Genomic DNA, 21,715 nt, shown 5'->3' on the forward strand with positions numbered 1-21,715 from the left:
CATGAGTATTATTCGCGAATCTGACCTGCCGGGTATCGGTAAGAAATTCCTTATTCAGGCGAGATCAGGGGATAAGCTGGTGATTGTTATTCATGACGATGGCCGAAGAGAGCTGTACCATTTTGAAGATGACGATCCTGAGGAGACCATCTCCCAGATTACATTAGAGGATGATGAGGCTAGACAAATCGCCGGCATCATCGGCGGCATGACGTATAAACCGAAAGCGCTCGAGACCATCGAGGTGACACTCGAGGATCTGATCATCGAATGGGCACGCATCGAGCCGCATTACAAATGCGTCGGACAATCCATTGCGGGGCTTCAGGTTCGTCAACGTACAGGTGCTAATGTATTAGCGATTGTGAACAAGAAAGAGCAGAAAATCAATCCGGGTCCGGATGACATCCTGACAGCGGGATCGACGCTGGTGCTTGCGGGCGAGCGTAAGCAGATCAAGCAGCTGAAAGAACTGCTGGTTAACGGCTAATATTGCTCCTTCGTGGATGCGAAGATAACCATACCGAAAGCAAGCTCCTCCTTTTGCGGGGGGCTTGCTTTTTTATGTGGAGGGGAACCTATTCATCAAAGGGATGATATCCGAAGCTGTTGTGCATAAGAAAAAGCGCCAAGGTCTCGTCCCTTTGCGCTTTTTCTGTTTAACAGCGGGATGCTGCGGATTATGGATTGCCAGAGGGGCCGGTTATTTCCGGGCCACGATCATAAACCGGGCGGAATTCGTCCGGATTCCCCGATCTGTGCGATGGTCTCTGATAAACTGCTGCAAGATGCGAAAATCCGATTCCTCCTGTCCAAATCCGGGGATAATGGGCGTGTGCTTCAGCAAAAAGATAAGATCCTCTTCACGTTCATAGTATTCATCCGCATCGTATTCGGCATATTGGATATTGCGGAACCCGGCAAGCCGAAGTTCCTCCATATATTGATCCTTTAAGGCACCGTCTTCACGGGAGGATTGCCCTCTGCCAAAGGCTTGAGCCAGATTGGCTTTATCAGATTCGCGAACCTGCTGCGTCAAAAACACGCCATCCTCTTCCAGTACTCTCCCCACCTCTGATGCACGAAAAGGGGAGTGTCTGCAGGAGATCAGATTGAAAAACGCCTCCGGAAATTGAAGCGACTCTGCATCCATCTGCATAAAGCGTACATTGGAAGCTGCAGCCTTCCGTTTATTACTCTGGGCAGTTTCTATCATCGAATGGGAAAGATCGATTCCAACCAGCAATGCCGGCTTTGAGGCGATGGACAACAAGCTCTCTCCTCCACCAGTGCCGATATCAAGCACAACATCGGATGATGTGCACCGCTTGCTTACCTCATCGTAAAAATTCCACTCCACGCCCTCCGAGATACATCTGAGCTGGCTGAAGTCCCAGCCGTTTAAGGCCCCTACGATATCATAAAACTGCTTGTATTCCTGTGAATTCATTTATATTGTTCACCTTCCATTTGAGATAAAATGGGATGCTGAAAACAGATCGTCTCTTATTCGTTCGCAGCCTGCTACTGTGATTCTGGCTAGGCCCGGTCCAGTATGATAGACCGGGCCTAGCTACTTCGAACGGCAAGGATCCTAATCAGCATCCAATTCACCCCAATTCTGAAAGATTATTTTTAAGAGTTAAGAAAGTATAAGCTTCAGAGGCTTACCATCCTTATCTCGCAAGAAAAACTTCCGCTATACGCGGTCTCTCCTCTGAGAAAGTACGTCGATAGATGTTTTTCTTATTGTAAGTCCAAGGATTCTTCATGATCAAGGAGAATTTTATTAGGAGGAAGGACCGTAATCTTAAGCAAATGATAAGAATTTGGAAGTATGGCGTTAAGAACTGTCTACTATACTTGATGAATCTGATCGCAAGAACGAGAATAATCGGATTTTAAGGATGAGAGGGTACTGTCATGAACAAATTAAAATCTTTGTCAAGGGAACGTCTTCCCGAGCTGCAATTGGTACGCGCATTCGCCATCCTCGGCGTGCTGTCCGTTCACTCCACATCGTATGCCGTATCTGCGATGACGGATTCCAACTACTTTTTTATGTACAACTTCATGAACATCTTCATGAAATTCGGAACGCCGACATTTATATTTTTGAGCAGTCTGGTACTCTTCTATAATTACTATGACCGTCCCATAACGAAGAAGCTGATCGGCGGATTTTACAAGAAAAGACTGCTGTATATTATCATTCCGTATACGCTGTTCTCCGTGTTCTACTTCGCGCTGCTGCACTATTTGTATTATCAGGGCAGGCCGTTCGGTGAGACGATGGAGAGCTTTGTGCAAAAGCTGTTGACGGGCAAAGCGTATACGCATCTCTATTTCGTATTTATCAGCATTCAGTTTTATGTGCTGTTTCCGCTCGTATTGTGGCTGTTCAAGAAGGTGCCCCAGCTTGCAAAATGGGCGATACCGATTGGACTGGTGATCCAGTGGACGTTTATACTAATGAATAAGTATTATTGGCAGGTACCGAATAAAGGAAGCTGGGCATTGTCCTACATTGCCTATTTCATGCTGGGTGCTTTTATCGGCATCTATTACCCGAAACTGAAAGCCTGGCTTGTTATTAGCCGCGCGAATGCACGGCCTCATCGCATTACCGCCTGGGTGGTGCTGTGGATCGCATGGGCGGCGGCCGGTCTCGGGCATGTGTACATTTATTACAACAGCCGGCTGCATGGAACCGGGTATAATTCAACGCTGTATGAGCTGCTGTGGAATATGCATACGTACCTGGGGGCGCTCGTTCTGCTCCAGCTTGCGATTCTTTTTTATCGGGCAGGGGTGCGGGGATGGACGCCGGCGCTGGAAAGACTGGGTGCCGTATCCTTCGGGATATATCTCATTCATCCGTTCTTTCTGCTCGTCTACCGGGAGTTTCCGTTAATTACGGGGAATTCCATGCTAACCCACCTGTGGTATGCAGGCGGTTTTGCGGCAGCATTAGGCTGTTCATGGATCGTGGTAGAATTGACGGTTCGATTTATACCAGGCTCATGGGTGATATTCGGTAATATTCCGAAGGCGAAGAAGTCGGTTAAACCAGTCGATTCGCCGTCTGTGCCGCTTTCCGGTTCGTAGTCTGCTTCATGGCAAACCAGGACGTATCCAAAGACGAGGGCATGGCTCTGGCGAAGCGAAGAGACAACCATTACCGCACCACGCAGTCTGACATCCGTGAAGAATGGCGCCGTACGGCGTTGTTCTGGCAGCCGTTGATCAAGGAGGAGCCATGTCTGGAGTTACGATATTAATGGTTGATGATGAAACCGAAATTTTGAAATTGATGGAGATTTACGTCAGGAATGAGGGCTACACGCTGCTCACCGCATCTCACGGCCTGGAAGCGCTGGAGATTCTAAGAACCCATAAAGTGGATTTGATCATACTTGATGTCATGATGCCGCAGATGGATGGCATTGAGGCATGCATGAGAATCCGGGAGGAGAACAACACGCCGATTATCATGCTGTCGGCCAAGAGTCAGGAGATTGACAAGATCGCCGGACTCAGCATCGGCGCGGATGATTACGTGACCAAGCCGTTCAGCCCGCTGGAATTGATCGCAAGAATCAAATCGCAGCTCCGCCGATACAAACAGCTGAACAGTAACTCGGTGAGGGATGAGAACGAAATCCAGATCGATGAGCTGGTTATTAATGTCGCTTCCCACCGGGTGGCGGTGGCAGGCGTTGAGATTAAGCTGACACCCCGCGAATTTGCTCTGCTGCATATGCTGGCCATCAATCGTGGACTCGTCCTTAGCATGGACAAGATTTATACCGAGGTGTGGAACGAACCGTTCATGGAATCGAAAAATACAGTCATGGTACATATACGCAAGCTGCGCGAGAAGATCGAGAAGGATCCGCAGCAGCCGGTATATATTAAGACGGTGTGGGGGATTGGCTATAAAATAGAGTAAACTTAAGCAGAGGTGACGAACTTGAAAATAATGAAGCTTCACAGCATCCGCCTGAAGATGCTGCTTATGCTGCTTGCCAGCATCGGCATCACGGCCGCCCTGCTTATCATACTCTATGCATTAAGCACGCTGATACTCTCTATTCCGGCCATCAAGCCGCCGCTCGTCTGGATCATTAACAACATTGGCTCGGATCCGGTTATGCTGGTTGCGGGCATTATTCTTTTTTTGGTCAGCTATTATGTGAGCACAAAGTGGTTTGTCCTTGATCTGCAGAAAATTCAGACTGGCCTTCAGGACATTACGGCGGGGCGATTCGATTCCAGAATCGAGCTCAAATCCCTAGACGAATTAGGTGTCGTCGCTTCCAGCATAAACCGTATGACCGATCAGCTGAACGTTTATCTGGAAGAAATCAGGAATGGGCTTCGCGAGATTGCCAAGGGGAATTTCGACACCGACATTCCGGTTCAGTCAGGCAGCCAGCTGGGTGAGGTGGCCGAGAGCATCAACCAGATGAGCAGGCAGCTTCACCAATCCATTCTGGAGGAGCGTAACGCGGAAAAAACAAAGAATGATCTGATTACGGGAGTCTCCCATGACTTGCGGACGCCGCTTACATCGATACTGGGATTTCTGGAGGTTATCGAGGAAGACCGGTACCAAGATGAAGTGGAGCTGCGTTATTACGTGAACATCGCATATGAGAAAGCGCAAAGTCTGAAGAAGCTGATTGATGATTTATTCGAATACACCCGGATTAATAACGGGCTTCCGCTGGATATCCGGGAGATCGATATGGCTCAGTTCATGAGACAGCTAATCGAGGAATTCGTTCCTGCCCTGGAGAAAGCCGGGCTGGAATGTAAGCTTGCTGCAGAGGAAGGGCTCGTAGTTCTTGCAGACGGCGCCCAACTCGTCCGGGCTTATGAGAATTTGATCTCCAATGCGATCCGTTACGGGGAGTCGGGCAAAAGGATCGACATTGCCGTCCGCAGCGATGGCAATCGGGTGAGCATCAGCTTCACCAACTATGGCGATCCGATTCCCGAGCGGGATTTGCCGTTCATTTTTGACCGCTTCTACCGTGTAGAAGCATCTCGTTCGAAGCAGACCGGTGGCACCGGCTTGGGATTGGCCATTACGAAGAGCATAGTGGAAGTTCAGGGCGGCGAAATCCGGGTACGGAGCGATCGGCAGCGAACGACCTTTGAAACGAGGTTTCCTACAGTCGTATAGTGTTATCTTGAATGAGCGAGCCTTGACAGAGGGCCTGCAAAACGAATGCAATTTCTGTAAAACAGAACCCAGTACCTCGGGCGGTACTGGGTTTGTTGCTATACTGGAAAAAGGAAAAAGGAAGAGAAGTCGTTTGATTCACAGGCAGACAATTAACCATGTTCGTCGTAAACCTGAAATGGATGGTCGATAGAATAAAGCGTCCCATCCTTATATTCGCTCTGAACCGGGAAAGGGTTCAAAAGAAATTCAGTCTGTCTCATACGTATCATTGTTCTCTCGAATCACTTCCATAAACTCCAGGACAATTGTTGATATGGCATCCTCTTGAGGCATATAGATATATTGACTGATTCTCATGATATCGTCTTTGTATAAATCAATGAGTTGCAGAATGGCTTAATCTTCATTCTGCTTTGCAGCTTGCAGCAAAATCATGAATTCGCGATCTGAGATAACTTTTGGATCATTTTTCTTTTCCATCGGTTCACCGCCTGTTGAGAGATATGGAGCTGCTTGGCTACTTCCGCTTCAGTGAGGTCTTCTAAGAAGAGTTTATATATAATGGTTCTTCCTTGAGGGGGTAATGAATCCAGTAATTGACCAATCCAAATGCGGTCATCGGATCTAGCATGAAATGACCCCGTCTGCACGGTACTAAAATCAGGGTATAGCGTTTCTCGTTTTCTAAGTTTTTTAGCCTGATATTGTATTCTCCAACCAATTCGATAAATTTCAGTTTTATAGCGCTCGTATGCTGTTATATGCTTTTTCATAAAGCATCCCTCCTATGCCTGTCTATCATCGTAATCATTATTTAGGGGAGAAAGAGAAAGTTAACGAACTACAAAACAGGAACATTTGTTCTCATTTCATTGTACCATTTTTTACATCCATTGTGAAATGGTAATCTACTCTATAAGTTGAATTATTGAATTCACTGTAGAGATCCACTCACAAAAAGGACAATAGAAAAAGGACAGCTCGGTCTTTATCGGAGCTGTCCTTTTTCATTCTCATATTATTGGAGTGTGACCTTAGGATTGAGCGTGATCTCAAAGGCGCGCCACCAGATGAAATCAGGATTGTCATAAACCAGCGAAGCACTGTCGTATTCTGACAATGTCCACGAAGACCCCTTTATTTGTTTGACATTGCATGTCGGAGTGGGGGCACCGATCAGGAAAGCGTTCCTTCCGGCCAGCGTTGTTTTGTGGATCTGCATTTGATCTCGAAGAATCGTGAACACTTGCTGGTAAGCTGATTCTGTGTTAAAGAGACGCATGTTTTGATCAGCGAACGAGGCTTGAAGATTATCGTAACGAATATTGCTTGGAGTTCTGGAATAGCTTCGGACATCGACTACAGCAAGCCTCTTATAATAATAATCCTTCAAAAATCGTTTGAAGAGTAACGACCCATGAGCGTTCACGGCCATGTTCAATTCGGAGGCAGAGGACTCTGATACCAAAAAAGCGTAGCGCGCTTGCCCCATGCCAAGCGAGATGCCCATAAGGTTCCCGGCAGTGTTCCATGCACTATAACCCAATAGGCGTCCCGTGTACTGGCTGTCTAGCAGCGCTTCCGTTACCGTTGGATTGGCAGAGCCTTTTCCCGTGAAATCCATGACCACAGTTGCTACAAAGTTTGTTCCATTGGCATGGATACGGCTTACGGCACTGGACACCTGTGTTTCGTCTGTGATTGCCAGGATTTCAATGTTTGGTGTGCTAGTGACACATTGGCCACCAACAACATCAATATGACGAAGAATATTCTGATGAACAGTCATGTATTCATAGTTGTTGATGATTGTGGATCCATGAGGACCGAAATATTGCACCGAAATTTGCGTTTTTCTTCCTTCCCGATGCAATTGATTAGCCATCCGTGCTACCAGAGAATGACCCAAGCCATCTGCATCAGGCAATATAATGGCCCGATTCGGATTTTGCCCCTCACAACCGCCTAGATAACGATCGATGTAGTTCTCCACAAATCGAATTTCATTCATTTGCACGCCTTCTTTATTCGCATCGTCCACCCCAACGGCCAGGAAATCAATATAACCATGACGGACAAGTCTGTCCAAGACATAATGATTGGTTTTAAACTTATGCTGCCTTGTATTGTAGTAATGGGTTTTATTGAAGTGGACGGTATCGCCCAACTCGGTGCCATCACTGGATATATTATAGCCGTTCAAAATATCGTTGAAGTCTGTATATTTTTTGCGAGCTATCCCCATGAGACTGCGAGACTCTGTGTACGCGTTGTAAGAGAGTCCTTCCACATATGTGGTCGTAGCGAGTCGCATAATGGTATCCAACACATAGATTGGCTTGTTGGGATAAAGCTGTTTAATCTCGCGGATTACGTCAAGCAAGTCTGCTGTCCCTGAATCATAATGGGGATACGTTCCTCCTCCGCTTGTTCGTAAACGTCTGCTACCGATTAAGCCTCCATAAACGAGCATATCGATCGAAATAATAAAACCCTGGACGGAAGAGGCGTGACCCAATATGAACTGACGAATATCTTCCGGTTTACCAAAGGTAGGTGCCGAGGTGCCTATAAGTTGGCTGCCTGAAGCTTCTGCGACCGAATCGAGCCGGTTACGAATATCTGCAGCAAGAGGAGTTATCAGGTTCAAGCCTGAGGCTTGTCCTAGTTTGATTACATCATCAAGGTTTACCGGGCGGTCATCCAAGGGTACATACAATACATTTCTCATTGGTCAACTCTCCTTATATATGGTTTAATTGGCCTTCATATATATAGGTGAATTTCCCATTCCTTTTACAACCACAAATCAGTTTTTTTCATTAAGCAGTCCAAAAAAAGGGGTAGAAAAAGAAGTCGAAGAAGCTTGCTAAGATCTGTTATAACGTGGCGAAGGTAATTGTTCAGCTTTATTTAAGTATTCGTTAAGATTTTGGACCATGGAATGGTAAGATGTGTTCCTTATACTTTCCTTCAGGAACGTACATAAGGAGGCAGTCGGGATGGGATCCATACATCATGCGAAACGGAACATCAGGCTTACGATGGCATGGCCGGCAATCATTGTGATGGTTGTTGGTGTCATGTTGCTATCGGGATGCGCAGAGTTCAAGATGTCTAGCGAAGATACACGGATTGAGAATCGATCCGCTCAGGGGATGGCCACAGCAAGCAATAGAAGCACGTCAATGGCTCCAGCATCCTTTCTCGGGCAGTTATGGGGGGACATATCGGACGGGGTGACGAACCGCACCAGAAAAATGACAGGCAGGCCAACGCCGAGCCGTACTCTATCCGAAGCGAGTTGGCGTATGGAGGTGCGATAATGTGGAGAAGACGGCTAATTGTGAATTTGCAGCAGAAATCATTTTAACGAGAATCTTTTGTGAATGTACATTAGCAATAAGAGATGGATAGACTCCTTTCCTGGAAGGGAGTTTTTTTGTTTTGATTTTGGAACCGTTTGCCTTATAATAGCGTTTACATTATATAGGCTTGTATGGGAGAGGATGGTTTCTGTGAATTTACGCGTATCGATCCGAAAGCGGCTATTCATCGGAATAACGGCAGCCGTCTGTATTTTACTTGTTGGGCACCCAACTCAGCGGACAGAGGAAAGCGCACATGTCGTATTCGCTGATGCTGCAGAAGCTGAGGGCTTTACATCCGGCCAACGTGTTACGATTCAGCAGAAGGCTGCATTGTTTCCTAATGTGCTTAGTAAGAATAGCCATCTGACAAATCTCAAGGTGAGCTATTACGGTGCCAAGGGAGAAAGGCTCCGGCTTACCTCCGTGAAGGGGGAATTAGCCTTTATCCAATCCGATTCCCGGGGAGACTTGTGGCTCCCGACATGGTATGTTTCCAAGGAAGCTGCCCAAGTGAAAGAAACGTTCCCGCTCTCGCTTCAACTGCGCAGCAGCGGCAGTATATATCTTGCTCCCGGAAGCGCAATGAAATGGGCGGTATCCCAAACCGGAACGTCGCTCATCGCCGTAGCCCAGTGGAAGGACTGGTACGGCGTCATGGTCGCACCTTCCAAGTGGAAGGAAGATTACCGGATCTACCGCCCGGCAATGATGTGGGTACAGGGTAAGGATACGACGGCCAAGAAGGCGATGCCTGATGGTCTGCTCGATGGAAATTCGGAAGTAACGACGGATATGGTACGCAACTTGACGGAGCTTCTTTTTAAGAAAGGGACTCCTTCTTCATATGTGAAAAAGCTGCTCGGCGAACCGCAGGTGAAGGAGACATCGCGGAATCAGGAGGAGTCCTCCAATAAACCGATGATACTCGGCGAGACCTGGAGATATGAACAGCGGGATGCCCATTATACCGTGACGTTCTCTCCATCCGGAAAGCTGACATCCAGCGAGTGGGTAATTCCTGGGACCGGATCTTTTGAGCGGAGTTACAGTCCTGGCGATGATTACGAGTTTACCTATCGTTTTGCCGCCGTGCCGCCTCAAAAGACGATTGAAGCCGAACCCGACTGGCGAAATCAGGGCAATCTGAATTTCACCTTCCTGCTTGAGGCAAACGAGGATGTCCTGCTCCTCAAGGGAGATGATGGCGGATACAGCGGGATGCACGATAATTCTTCCCTGTATGCGATTGACCGTGGCACCGGCAAGAAGCTGTGGCAGGAGGATGCGGGATTTGGCTGGTATACGGCTTTCACGGATAAGGAGCGGAAGCATGTTACGATGTACTCGGCTTATAACCCGGAGGTTAAGGATTATGTGGCCAGAGTGAGGCATATTCGAATGTCGGATGGACGAGTGTTGTGGGAGGTTAAGCCGAAGAATGAATTTGGCCTGACCATGATGGCTGCGGCCGATACGATTATTCTGGATGAGGCTTTGAATCTGAACGAAACCATAAGCGTGCTGAGTGTGCTGGATCAGGAAACCGGAAAGCTGCGTTGGAAAAAGGCGTTGACCAGCGAACACCGCTTGCTGAATGCAGGTTCGGGTGATCCGTATGTGCTCGTCGAGCAGAACGGACAGCTTACCGCTTACGATCCGGTCACCGGCAAAGCGGCATGGAATGTAAAGGTTGGTAAGAGGGTTATGGACGATCCGACCCAAGATCCGTATTTTATCGGAGGGTATCGCTACAATCCGGTATCTCCTGCGGATATGACAACAAGATGGATGCTGCTTGGCAAGGAATGGGTTCTGCTCAATATGGAAACCGGGGCGCGCGAAGCCGTGTATCCGGCCCGTCAGATGGAAAGGTTCGAGGTGCTGAATGAGCGGTATCTATTGGTGCAGCGTGCGCTGAACGGGGAGTATTTCAGCGGGGCTACCGCTTACGAAAGCGTATTGTATGACAGCCTGGAAGATAAGGAAATGTGGACCGTGAGAGGCAAAGCCGCACGCGGCGCCATCGAGGGAGAACGAATCTATCTTACATTGAACGGCATTCCGGCAGCGATAGATCTAGAGAGCGGTAGCATCCTATGGAAAATGGGGACCTCTTCCAAAGCGGGCGACGATCTCTCCCATCTGGTTGGCAGCAGCTACGGAATTCTGGATTCGTACCTGCTGGTAAGTTTGGGAAGCGATCTTGTGGTGTTGAACAAGGAAGACGGCAGAAGCTTGGGCAGATTGCATAACGTAATCACCGGCAGCGTCGATTTGCGAGAGGTGTATGCCAAGAACGGCGCGCTGAACGTAACGGAACGGGAAGTGCTCGTCGGCACGGTCAACGGTGCTTTTATTCGTTATGATGCCCGAGCGTTAAAGGAACGCTTGGATGAGCTGTAATAGCTGTTATCGATAGATGACACACACCGTAGGGAGACGTCCGCAAAGGAGGAAGACTTATGGGCAAGAGGCTTAAGATAACAGGGATTCCGATCATCAGCCTATTGTTGATCCTATGTTTGGGCTGCGGCAGCAAGCAGTCGGCCAGTTATGCGTCTCTGTTAAAGTACGATGACCAAGAGTATATTGGAAAAGACATTGAGGGTGCCGAGGCTTTTGCGGAGACAGATTTGACCTTGGCGGGCACGATTCAGAAGCGGCTCGAACCGGATCAATATCCGGATACGCATTTATCGTCGAACGAGCTGCCGGAAGGCACGGAAATTTACGTAGTCGATGAACATACGTTGGTGGCATTGCAGGAAGATCGAAGGTTTAAGGTGTTTGAGCGCATGGAATAAAACGAACGAATGGATGGATAAGCGTCCCTGGTGTCTGGCGACAGATGCGGGGGCGTTTTTGGTTTGTGTTTGATAAACGCAAGAACAAGAATTATTTGTTGAAAATTAGATTGACTCCTTTTGGAAAAAATGCGATGATCAATATATCAAACAGATATATCGAATAGATATATTATATGAAATGTGGTGATGACATTGCTGGAGTACATTCTCCTCGGCATGCTAATGGAAGGAACAATGAGCGGCTATGATCTTAAGAAAACAATCGACAGCACTGTAGGCACTTTCTACAAAGCGAGTTACGGAAGTCTTTATCCTGCGCTCAAGAGACTCGCAGAGAAGGACATGGTTATGCTGACCGAGACGGATAACAGTAAGAACAAGAAGCTATATTCTCTGCGGCCCAGTGGTGAAAAGGCTTTTCTCGACTGGTTGTCTGGACCGATGCAGACAGGACGCAATGAGCAGCTGATCCGTATTTTCTTTTTTGATTATTTGGATGAAGAACTTCGTCAAAAACGATTGGCCGAGTACATATTTAAGCTGGATCAGGAAATTCACATGCTTGAAGCGGTGAAGAACGTCGTGGCTGGAGAATTGGCTGAGATCGAACATCCGGAGAATTATTACTATCGGGTATCGGTTCTGGCGTATGGACTGAACCATTTTCAGATGGAACGGCAATGGTTGAAGGATATTATGGAGAGGAAGGATCTGAACCATGTTAAACCGGAAAACTAAGGATTCTTTTTCGCATAAACACCCGATTTTCACCGTTGTCATTATCGAGGTTCTGCTGTTATTAGCCGTATTTGCTGCTGGGGCTTACTCTACGATTAAAGAGTTAAGTTACACTTCGCCTGTGCTGATCTCATTTATCCCAATCGCTCTTGTGTTGATAGCGTACTTTACATGGAAAAAGAAGTGGAACCCGCTCGGTTTCCTTAAGCTGAACAGTATACCGGCCGCCGGATGGCTCTATTATTCCCCCTTGCTTCTTATTCTAATTACAATCTCGCTTAAGGGGATGCGTGAAATCAGCGCATCGGAGATCCTGTTCTTTATCTTCTTCACACTGCTCGTTGGATTTGTGGAGGAGAGCATCTATCGGGGATTGATTTTGAAAACACTGCTGCCCAAAGGCATTCCAACCGCGGTCATCACCTCCAGCACTCTGTTTGCGGTCACGCATGTACTGAACGTCTTATCAGGGCAGGACATATTCCAAACGGTTTTACAGATTGTATATGCTCTGCTTATAGGCGCTGTATTGGCTCTGCTGATGGTGAAAAACCAAAATATCATCCCTCTGATTCTATTCCACTTCCTTCATAACTTTATCCAGTTTGTCGGTAATGACAATAGTGATGTATTTATCGGATACGATCTGTTCATTTTGCTGGTGCTGGCCGTCCACTGTGTCTGGTTGTCTCTCTCTTTAAGAAAACCTCCGGTGTCCACAAGAATAGATCAAGCGGGTTAATGGAGTGCTACTGGAGTGTCGCAACGATTTACTGTAAAATAGGTTGACTTTGAATGGATGCGTAAGGGCCAGGAGATTCCTGGCTCTTTTTGCTATGGATGCAAACATGTCCGGTAACGTCATTTCTGTGCAAACTCCATGCATGGAAGTTGCGGCGAATATTATAACTGACATCTAAATATAGTAGACGTAAATGCAAGCCTTGTTTACTTGCAATTTTAAATAACAAGGGGGGGACACTCATGAATCGCAGGACAACGCCTAACCGATCTCCTGAGCCGGGGGAGCTTGATTCTCCACCTCCCAGAAGGCACACCTTGTTTTGGAGACTATTCGCCAACTATTTTCTCCTCATTCTCATTCCCGTGATTGTTGCGTCGGTTCTCGCTCAGGTGCTGGTCGTTCGCATCATTGAAAAGGATGCCGAGCGTTTCAATCAAGTGATGATGAACCGCTTCTCCGAGCAGACGGACACCGAGCTGCAATCCTTGAAGACCAGCATGATTAATATCCTCAGCACCTCCAGATTACGGAGCGTGCTGCTCGCTCCCATGGCCTCTTCGCCGGATAGCCTGCTGCTTCCGGAATTGCTTCATTCCCTGCGGGAGCAGCTGCAGCAGCTGGAATCCGATGACTTGGTCGAGAAGGCCTATTATTATTTCGTGCACCAGGATTTGATGATCGATGCCGAAACCTACACGAATAAAGCGTATTATTTTCGTTCCCGCTATCCCCTGGATTTGAACCGACGCCATCAGCTGGAAGCCGAATTATCCGGCAAAAAAATGATGGATTTCATGGATTCCCCCGCCTCTTTGACAGCTGCCATGAGCTACCCGTTTAATACGACCGCCCCTGAAGTCTATCTCCTGGTCGAAGTGAAACGAGACAAGCTTGAGGAGCAGATTCACATTCCGGAGAGCTGGGTTACGGGCACGGCGATTGTAGATCATGGGGCCAAAGTGATCGCCCAGAACGGACTGACTGAGCAGGAACAGCTTGCTCTGCAGCAGCGAATACGTACGGACGGCACTGCTTCGCAATTCACGATATCGGACAAGAGGGGGCTGTCCTTCATGGCCTCCGGCTTCGATCCGTCCTGGCATTATATCAGCATGATCGACTTAGGCACATTGATGAAGCCGGTTTATATTACCCGATGGATCTGTTGGTTGTTCCTCGTATTCTTCCTTCTAGTCGGCGCACTCGCCTCGTATTATTTAAGCCGGCGATTATACCGGCCGATCCGGGAGATTAAGGATGGGCTGAAGCTGCATCACGCTCCGAATGGGGAAGTCGGCCATGAAGGAAACGAGTTTGATGCCATCAAACGTTATTCCCAATTCATCATGACGGAGAATAAAGAGCTGTACCAGATGGTGAACGGGATGCTGCCGATCGTGCAGGAGCAGTTTTTCACGAAAATCCTGCTGGGGCAATACCGCGATGCCTTATCGATTGAGTACTACGCCAAGGAGATTGAGTTTGCTTACAGCCACAAGGCGGCAAGAACCGTCCTGTGCATCTCTTTCCATTATGACCGGTCGGTTTACGACTCGACATCGGAATCCGCCAAGATCTTTATGCTGACCGAGCTGAAGGACAAGATTCTTCGGCTGGCACCCGGCATGGTCTGGATCTGCCAGACAAGGCCGGATTTGATGGCATGCATCGTTGAGCATGGCCACATCACGGAGGGCCAGGGTCATCCTGAAAAAGTAGCGGAGCAAATCCGGCACATTTTCCTGGAATACGGGACCTATTATAAAGCGACCATCGGTATCGGAAAGACCGTTCGTGCCATGGAAGAGCTGCACCAGTCTTATGAGCATGCCCTGATCATGCTGAAGTACCGGGGGCTGCATTCCACCGTAGAGATTTGCGGCAGACAGCCTTCCCGGGAGCTGCAGCAGTGGGATCCTTTCTTATCCGTGCAAGAGGTCCAGCGGATCCTAAATCAGTACAAAACCCGTGAGTATGACAAGCTGCTTCATTCTGTGCTTGCTCTGCTGGAGGAGGGAAAGGGCAAGGATGCAACAGCCGTGCAGATGAAATATCTGCTTGCCGATGTGCTCAACACCTGGATTCGGGCGGTGGAATCGGAGCGCAATGAACTCAACGTTCCGTATTACTCGGGGCTGTTCGAACGGATGAATCGCTGCATGACATGGGACGAGCTTACGTGCTGCTTTACGGAGATTCATGGTTTTCTGTTTCGGAAGCCGGCTTCCAGCAGCCGGAGTCAACAGTTTATGGAGATTCTGGAGTACATTCATAAGCATTACGATCAAGAGCTGTCGATTGAGCATTTTGCCGGGATGATGAATATGTCCATAGGGCATTTCAGCCGGACCTTCAAGGAGGAGATTGGCGAGAAGTACGTGGAATATATCGCGAAATACCGGCTGATGAAGGCGAAGCAATTGTTGCTTGAAACCGATTTGAAAATTGACGAAATTGCTGAGAAGGTCGGGTATTGGGGGCGAAATTCTCTGATTCGGGCTTTCCGCAGATACGAGGGCATTACACCTGCTAAATACAGGAGCTCCCACCAATAGGAAAGAAGAGACTGCATTATTTTCTGAAGTCTCTTTTTTTGCATGGACCCAAGCGGAAAGCCTTGTGCCACGGGGGTCGCAAAAGGAGTGTCTCCAGGAAAAGATGCACGCTTTACGCGAAAGAAGGACGGCTCGTATAGTGGGGACAACAACAAACGAATGTAAATGCTTTCAATCGGAGGTGAGGATTATTGGCGCAGCTATCACGGATCGGCTATGTTCTGAGAAAGCATAAAGCGTTGTACTTGCTGATGCTGCCTGGCATTTTGTATTACTTAATATTCAAGTACGCGCCGATGTACGGCATCATCATCGCCTTCCAGGATTATTCGATCGGCCGGGGCATTTTGGGAAGTGAATTTGTGGGACTCAAGCATTTGATTGAATTTTTCTATGTCACCCCCGATGCATGGAAGCTGATTCGCAACACAATCATGCTGAATGTGTACGATCTCCTGTTTCATTTTCCGGCACCGATCATTCTGGCGATCCTGTTCCATGAGCTGAAGAGCAAATGGTTCAAAAGGTTCGTGCAAAATATCAGCTACATGCCGCATTTCCTGTCCACCGTCGTAATCGCGGGCATTCTCGTGACCTTCCTGTCTCCGACCACGGGCGTCGTGAACCATCTGCTGGTTAAGCTGTTCGGTATGGAGCCGATCATGTTTCTGGGCATGCCGGAATGGTTCCGGACGGTGTATGTAGGCTCCGAAATATGGCAGAAGGTGGGATGGGGCACCATCCTCTATCTGGCTGCGATTGCCGGCATCGATCCGACGCTGTATGAAGCGGCCAAGATGGATGGGGCAAACCGGTGGCAGCAGGTCCGGCATATTACGTTCATCGGCATGGTGCCGGTCATGATTATTCTGTTCGTGCTGTCGCTCGGCAATTTCATGGAGGCCAGCTTCGAGAAAATCCTCTTGATCTACAACACGATGAATTACGAAACCTCGGATGTCATTAACACCTTTGTGTACCGGCGGGGCATCCTCGATGCCGATTTCAGCTTCGCGACCGCGGTCGGCCTGTTCCAGTCGGCGATTGGATTCATTCTGGTCGTTATGGCCAACCGGATCGTACGTAAATATTCGGAGACCAGCCTGTGGTAAGGGAGGTGCGTGATGAAAAAACAGGAAAGCTTCGCCTCGAAGCTGTTTGACGTATTCAATGTCTTGTTCATGATTGTGCTGATCATGGCGATGGCCTACCCGATGGTGTACGTCTTCTCGGCTTCCATCAGCAACAATGCCATGGTTGCGAGCGGCGCGGTGCTGCTGTGGCCGAAAAAGATTACGCTCATTGCCTACGAGCAGCTCATCTATAACCCCGATCTCTGGGTGAGTTACTGGAACACGATCCGGTATACGTTCCTCCATACGGTGCTGACGCTGATTGCGACCTCCGCGATGGCCTACCCGCTTGCGAAGCGATGGCTGCCGGGTCGGAGGGTGATTCTGCTGATGGCGGCGTTCACGCTTCTCTTCAGCGGCGGCATGATTCCAACCTTCCTGATCGTTCAGAAGCTGGGGATGCTCGACACGATCTGGGCGATCGTCCTCCCTTCCCTGATCAGCACATGGTATCTGTTCATTATGCGGACATTCTTCGAGGCGCTGCCGGAGGAGCTCGAGGACGCGGCTGCCATCGACGGGTGCGGATCCCTGCAGATTCTGGTACGGATCGTGCTGCCGTTATCCGTGCCCGTGATGGTCACGATCGGCCTGTTCACGGCCGTGAATCAATGGAACTCCTTCTTCAGCGCTTTGATCTATCTGAATGACCGGGAGATGTACCCGCTGCAAATCATGATGCGCAACATCCTGATCGCCGGCACGAATGTTCAGGGCGAAGGGGACCTGACGCATCTGGAGACGTTGAAATACGCCATGATCATGATCGGGACGCTGCCGATTCTGTGCGTTTATCCGTTTATCCAGAAATATTTTGTACAGGGCACGATGATTGGCGGCATTAAGGGGTAGTTATGGATTCCACGCTAATCCATTTCTATACGTTGTGATGATAAAAAAGGAGGTTAGGAAATGAGGCGAAAGGGGTTCAGAACAGCGCTTGCCATGATCCTGCTCTGCGCGATGCTGGTTACGGGATGCACCGGCGGGGGCAAGGATGATTCAGGGACATTAAGCCCTGACAAACCGGTTACTTTTTCATGGCTGGTATACGACCGGGTGGAGGGCAAGGTTCGGGATGACTGGGAGATTTTCAAAGAGATTGAGGCCAAGACGGGCGTCAGTGTGAAGTTCCAAATCGTAAGCCAGGAAGGACTTGAGGAGAAAAGGCAGATCATGATTGCCACGAACACGGCCACGGATTTTATCCAGGTGCCGACGCAGGACGGCCGGGAGCACGGGCCGGAGAAGGTGTTCCTGAACCTTAATGATTACTTGGACCGGGCACCGAACCTGAAAGCCTTTTACGAAAAATATCCTGAGGCCAAGGCGCTGGCAACGGGCACGGACGGGGGCCTGTACACCGTACCTGTCCTGGAAGGGGATGCGGAAGGCAAGGGCTTCAACTTTATCTGGTATGCCCGCAAGGACATCATGGATCAGCATGGGATACAGGCACCGACCACGGTGGATGAATTTTATCAGTATCTGAAAACATTGAAGGAGAAGGTTCCGGATTCCTATCCGCTCATCTCGAACGCCATCGTTGGTGATACGGGGCTGTATACGACCTTCGGACGTATCTTCACCGGCATCAGCGGGTTCTACAACCTGGATCCGACCACGGATCAATACGCATTCGCGCCGTACCATGAGAATTATCAGGATATGCTGGTGTATCTGAATAAGCTGTATGCGGAAAAATTGCTGGATCCGGAATTCTCGCTGCTGACGCAAGCACAGTGGGAGGAGCGCATACTGACGGGCAAATCCTTGGTGACCTTTTTCTGGAAGGCTGATCTCGAGTCGCTTGTAGCGAAGGCGCGTGGGGCCGGTACGGCGGAGTATGAGCTGGACGCGATTCCTTCCTTTGCCGCCGAAGGGATCAAGAACTATCAGTTCTCCCGTCCGGTCGTTGGCACCGTCGGCCGAGCGATATCGGCCAAAGTGAAGGATAAGGAGCGCGCCGTCCAATTCCTCGATTATTTGGTGAGCGAAGAGGGAACGAATTATTTGTCCTTAGGCATTGAAGGCAAAACGTATACGATGGAGGACGGCAAAGCGGTATATAACAAGGAGTTCGGCGAATCTCCGTTTAATGCGCTGCGCAAGGACTGGGGCGTATGGTATGACCTGATCACGTTGAATAACGCCAAGTCGCGAGAAGTCTGGGAGCGTGGCTTAAGCGAGAAGAGCAAGGATATCAATGCAAGGTATGAGCAGTATATTGTCCCGGCACCAAAACAGATCGTCAAGACGGAAGAGGAGCTGGAGCTCGAGAAATCGAAGCTGAACAATCTGAACAAATTCCTTGAACAGAAGGTGACGGAATTTGTGACCGGTAAAACCCCGATTAACGACACCACCTATCAGCAGTTTATTGACCAGGCCAAGAAACTCGGCTCCGATGAACTCCTTACCATGTACAACACCGCCTATACTCGCACATACGGCGGCAAGTAATCCGCAAGTGGAATGGAGGAATCAGGCAATGGACGATAAGAAAATCATCGATGTCGACGTTCATAACGAACAGGACGACAGGGCGCTTCTGCCATATCTGCAGGAGCCCTGGCGCTCCCGGGTAGCGACATCCGGCATCGGTTATGCAGGCTCAGGGTACTACTCGCCGATCGGCGTGATGAAAAAAGACTCGATCCCTCCGGGTGGAGGCAAAGCCGGCTCCGATCCCGATTATATGATCAAGCAGCTGATCGAAGGCTACAATCTGGATTATGCCGTGCTGACGGGTGTCGTCTACAATATCTCTTCCACGCATGATCCGGATTACGCGGCCGCGATATGCTCGGCATATAACGATTATCTGATCGCCGAGTGGCTCGGCAAACATAAAGCATTCAAAGGCGCAATGGCGGTAGCCACCCAGGATCCGCTGCTGGCGGCACGCGAGATCGACCGGATCGGCGGTCATCCGGATATCGTGGAGGTGATGATCTCCAGCGCGGCGAGGTCGCCGCTGGGTCAGCGCCACTATCACCCGATCTACGAAGCGGCGGAGCGGAACGGCCTTCCGGTCGCGATCCACCCGGGAGCGGAAGGCGGCGGGAGCTCGACGGCTCCCACCGCTGCCGGCTACCCGACCCGCTACATTGAGTGGCATACCTGCCTCTCCCAGATGTTCATGGCACATCTGGTGAGCATGGTATGCGAGGGCGTGTTCGTAAAGTATCCGAACCTCAAGGTCGTTCTGGTTGAAGGCGGAGTGGCCTGGCTGCCGGGCCTGATGTGGCGGCTGGACAAAAACTACAAGGCGCTGCGCGCAACCGTGCCCTGGCTGACGAGAATGCCGAGCGAGTACATCCGGGATCACTGCTACTTATCGACGCAGCCGATTGAGGAGCCGGACAATCCGCAGCACCTCATCGATCTCTTCAACATGATTGATGCCGAGAACATGCTGCTCTATTCCAGCGACTACCCGCACTGGGACTTCGACTCGCCGAGCCACATTTTACGGGGGCTGAAGCCGGAGGCAAGGCGGAAGATTTTTTACGAGAATGCGAAGCAGCTGTACAGGTTGGATTGAGGGAATGAGTGAATGGATTAATGGATGAATGGATAAATGGATAAATGGATAAATGGATGAACGGATGAACGGTCCGTATGAAAGCTTGCTTGAACAATTGAAGCTGGGGTATGGGTAAAGCAAAGTCAGACCACAGACGGGTCAAAGACCAACGAAAGACGAGCCAAAGATGAGCCAAAGACCAACGAAAGGCAAACGAAAGATGAGCCAGAGAAAAACGAAAGATGAACCAAAGGCGAGAGAAAGTCGAAAACAAGGGCAAAACAAAGGCGAAAAGAAAAAGGCAAAAACAAAGTTGAACTAAATTCAAAGCAAAGTTGAACCAGAGGCGAAAGAAGAAGGTCGAAAACACAAAAACAAAGTTGAACCAAAGGCGAAAGAAGAAGGTCGAAAACACAAAAACAAAGTTGAACCAATGGCGAAAGAACAAGGTCGAAAACACTAAAACAAAGTTGAACCAAAGGCGAAAGAAGAAGGTCGAAAACACAAAAACAAAGTTGAACCAGAGGCGAAAGAAGAAGGTCGAAAACACAAAACAAAGTTGAACCAAAGGCGAAAGAAGAAGGTCGAAAACAAAGGCAAAAAAATAGTTGAACTAAAGTCAAAGCCAAACTCAAAGCAAACTCAAAGCCAAACCCTACAAAGCTGGGCTCATAGGCAAGGAGGTGGCATGTATGGCGGTACATTACGTGCTGGCGGAGGAGGACGTTCCGGAGGGCTGGCACGCGGTCGTGAACATAGAGGGACGCGAAATCGGCATCTATCGGGTCAACGGCGAGTACCATGCGATTCTGAACTACTGCCCGCATCAGGGGGCGCCAATCTGCGCAGGACTGGTCTCCGGTACGACGCTTCCTTCGGAAGTATACGACTACGAATACGGCCGGGCAGGCGAAATTGTCCGCTGTCCCTGGCATGGGTGGGAGTTCGACCTGCAGACCGGCAAGTCGCTGTTTAGCGACCGCATCCGGGTGAAGAAGTATAAGGTGGAGGTCCATGAGGGCAAGATCGGGGTGGTGATGGGGAGGAAGCAGGCGGGGAGTTGAAGAGGTGTAATTAATGGGATGTAATTAATGGGGCTGAAGGTACCAGTACTACCCATGGGGACTCAAGTTTCTTGTGTCAGCTTTTAACGGACCCTAGATCCGTTATTTAAGATCAAAACTCGATTATTTACAATGTATCGGACTCCAGATCCGTTATTGTGCGAATTACGGGTGCCAATATCAATAAAAACAGCAAATAAGATCCTCTGTGTCCGCTAAAGCTACCCAAAGGGCTATTTTGTACAAAATAAGGTATTCTGAGTCCGTTAGAAAGTCCTCACGACCATAGAGCAAGAGGACTTAGGGACATATTGAATGATATTTGTACATCGTGCGCACTGCTCCCTGTGCGCACGATGCGTGGTTCGGGGCATGCTTGGATGGCTGTCGACCATATGGCGATCATATTTTTGGACGTCCGGTTCACAGTGAACTGCTGCTCATTGTACTGTTCGTCTAAGCGGGGTCATAGGCACGGCGCGTAGTCCGGTGACGGCTTGGATGGCTCTCAATTGAAAAAAAGAGCGAGTATGGTGGGAGTGAGTCCCTCATACTCGCTCTTTTGGTCAGGGCGATTTT

The 21,715-nt window shown here is 49.2% G+C and carries 19 protein-coding genes; 16 read left to right on the plus strand and 3 right to left on the minus strand.

Translation table 11 applies throughout. The annotated features are described in order from the left end of the window. The first annotated feature begins 1 nt into the window (after position 1). On the plus strand, positions 2 to 490 hold the full coding sequence (locus MKX98_RS06940) for a cation:proton antiporter regulatory subunit (RefSeq protein ID WP_071221197.1): 489 nt from the start codon (positions 2 to 4) through the stop codon (positions 488 to 490). Positions 491 to 703: 213 nt separating this feature from the next. Here the strand turns inward: MKX98_RS06940 and MKX98_RS06945 are convergent, their stop codons facing one another. Continuing rightward, positions 704 to 1,450: a class I SAM-dependent methyltransferase gene (locus MKX98_RS06945; RefSeq protein ID WP_194541291.1), complete on the minus strand. Its 747-nt coding sequence runs from the start codon at positions 1,448 to 1,450 to the stop codon at positions 704 to 706. Between the two features lie 473 nt (positions 1,451 to 1,923). On the opposite strand from MKX98_RS06945, the gene MKX98_RS06950 reads away from it, so the two are divergent. From MKX98_RS06950 to MKX98_RS06965, 4 genes are read left to right on the plus strand one after another with little or no spacing between them, the layout of a single operon-like run. Beyond that, the gene (locus MKX98_RS06950) at positions 1,924 to 3,108 is read left to right on the plus strand and encodes an acyltransferase (RefSeq protein ID WP_194541292.1); all 1,185 of its coding nucleotides are present in this window, start codon (positions 1,924 to 1,926) and stop codon (positions 3,106 to 3,108) included. 8 nt (positions 3,109 to 3,116) lie between these two features. Further along, positions 3,117 to 3,281, plus strand: coding sequence for a hypothetical protein (locus MKX98_RS06955; RefSeq protein WP_194541293.1), 165 nt, complete (start codon positions 3,117 to 3,119; stop codon positions 3,279 to 3,281). Next, complete coding sequence (locus tag MKX98_RS06960) at positions 3,260 to 3,952, plus strand: response regulator transcription factor (protein ID WP_113060234.1); 693 nt, start codon at positions 3,260 to 3,262, stop codon at positions 3,950 to 3,952. Before MKX98_RS06955 ends, MKX98_RS06960 begins: the two co-directional genes overlap by 22 nt. A gap of 21 nt (positions 3,953 to 3,973) precedes the next feature. After that, positions 3,974 to 5,191: an ATP-binding protein gene (locus MKX98_RS06965; protein WP_339222256.1), complete on the plus strand. Its 1,218-nt coding sequence runs from the start codon at positions 3,974 to 3,976 to the stop codon at positions 5,189 to 5,191. Positions 5,192 to 5,625: 434 nt separating this feature from the next. On the opposite strand, the gene MKX98_RS06970 is transcribed toward MKX98_RS06965, so the two are convergent. Together MKX98_RS06970 and MKX98_RS06975 are read right to left on the minus strand one after the other, a co-directional pair. Further along, positions 5,626 to 5,967, minus strand: coding sequence for a sigma-70 family RNA polymerase sigma factor (locus MKX98_RS06970; protein ID WP_194541295.1), 342 nt, complete (start codon positions 5,965 to 5,967; stop codon positions 5,626 to 5,628). 245 nt (positions 5,968 to 6,212) lie between these two features. Next, on the minus strand, positions 6,213 to 7,925 hold the full coding sequence (locus MKX98_RS06975) for a DUF4127 family protein (RefSeq protein ID WP_194541296.1): 1,713 nt from the start codon (positions 7,923 to 7,925) through the stop codon (positions 6,213 to 6,215). A gap of 271 nt (positions 7,926 to 8,196) precedes the next feature. Here MKX98_RS06975 and MKX98_RS06980 point away from each other — a divergent pair, with 271 nt between their 5' ends. The 11 genes from MKX98_RS06980 to MKX98_RS07030 all read left to right on the plus strand — a co-directional run bounded on the left by MKX98_RS06980 (position 8,197) and on the right by MKX98_RS07030 (position 21,136). After that, positions 8,197 to 8,520, plus strand: coding sequence for a hypothetical protein (locus MKX98_RS06980; protein ID WP_220686291.1), 324 nt, complete (start codon positions 8,197 to 8,199; stop codon positions 8,518 to 8,520). Positions 8,521 to 8,712: 192 nt separating this feature from the next. Then, on the plus strand, positions 8,713 to 10,968 hold the full coding sequence (locus tag MKX98_RS06985) for a PQQ-binding-like beta-propeller repeat protein (protein WP_339222259.1): 2,256 nt from the start codon (positions 8,713 to 8,715) through the stop codon (positions 10,966 to 10,968). 59 nt (positions 10,969 to 11,027) lie between these two features. Beyond that, positions 11,028 to 11,369, plus strand: a complete 342-nt coding sequence (locus tag MKX98_RS06990; protein ID WP_220686289.1) for a hypothetical protein — start codon at positions 11,028 to 11,030, stop codon at positions 11,367 to 11,369. Between the two features lie 189 nt (positions 11,370 to 11,558). Beyond that, positions 11,559 to 12,110, plus strand: a complete 552-nt coding sequence (locus MKX98_RS06995; protein WP_220686288.1) for a PadR family transcriptional regulator — start codon at positions 11,559 to 11,561, stop codon at positions 12,108 to 12,110. After that, positions 12,091 to 12,852, plus strand: a complete 762-nt coding sequence (locus MKX98_RS07000) for a type II CAAX endopeptidase family protein (protein WP_339222262.1) — start codon at positions 12,091 to 12,093, stop codon at positions 12,850 to 12,852. Before MKX98_RS06995 ends, MKX98_RS07000 begins: the two co-directional genes overlap by 20 nt. Positions 12,853 to 13,094: 242 nt before the next feature. Then, positions 13,095 to 15,410 (plus strand): helix-turn-helix domain-containing protein, encoded by a 2,316-nt coding sequence (locus tag MKX98_RS07005; protein ID WP_339222264.1) that lies wholly within the window; start codon positions 13,095 to 13,097, stop codon positions 15,408 to 15,410. Between the two features lie 191 nt (positions 15,411 to 15,601). Then, the gene (locus MKX98_RS07010) at positions 15,602 to 16,522 is read left to right on the plus strand and encodes an ABC transporter permease subunit (protein ID WP_339222266.1); all 921 of its coding nucleotides are present in this window, start codon (positions 15,602 to 15,604) and stop codon (positions 16,520 to 16,522) included. A gap of 12 nt (positions 16,523 to 16,534) precedes the next feature. Further along, the gene (locus MKX98_RS07015) at positions 16,535 to 17,395 is read left to right on the plus strand and encodes a carbohydrate ABC transporter permease (RefSeq protein WP_339222268.1); all 861 of its coding nucleotides are present in this window, start codon (positions 16,535 to 16,537) and stop codon (positions 17,393 to 17,395) included. Positions 17,396 to 17,455: 60 nt separating this feature from the next. After that, on the plus strand, positions 17,456 to 19,006 hold the full coding sequence (locus MKX98_RS07020; protein WP_220686285.1) for an extracellular solute-binding protein: 1,551 nt from the start codon (positions 17,456 to 17,458) through the stop codon (positions 19,004 to 19,006). A 28-nt stretch (positions 19,007 to 19,034) separates the two neighbouring features. Next, positions 19,035 to 20,090 carry an amidohydrolase family protein gene (locus MKX98_RS07025; protein WP_220686284.1) on the plus strand — a complete coding sequence of 352 codons (1,056 nt, stop codon included), beginning with the start codon at positions 19,035 to 19,037 and terminating at the stop codon, positions 20,088 to 20,090. A 674-nt stretch (positions 20,091 to 20,764) separates the two neighbouring features. After that, a complete protein-coding gene (locus MKX98_RS07030) occupies positions 20,765 to 21,136 on the plus strand; it encodes a Rieske (2Fe-2S) protein (protein ID WP_220687502.1) in 372 nt (123 codons plus the stop codon). The last annotated feature ends 579 nt before the right edge of the window (positions 21,137 to 21,715 follow it).

Origin of the sequence: Paenibacillus sp. FSL W7-1332, assembly GCF_037969785.1 — a bacterium.
Lineage (GTDB): Bacteria > Bacillota > Bacilli > Paenibacillales > Paenibacillaceae > Paenibacillus_AQ.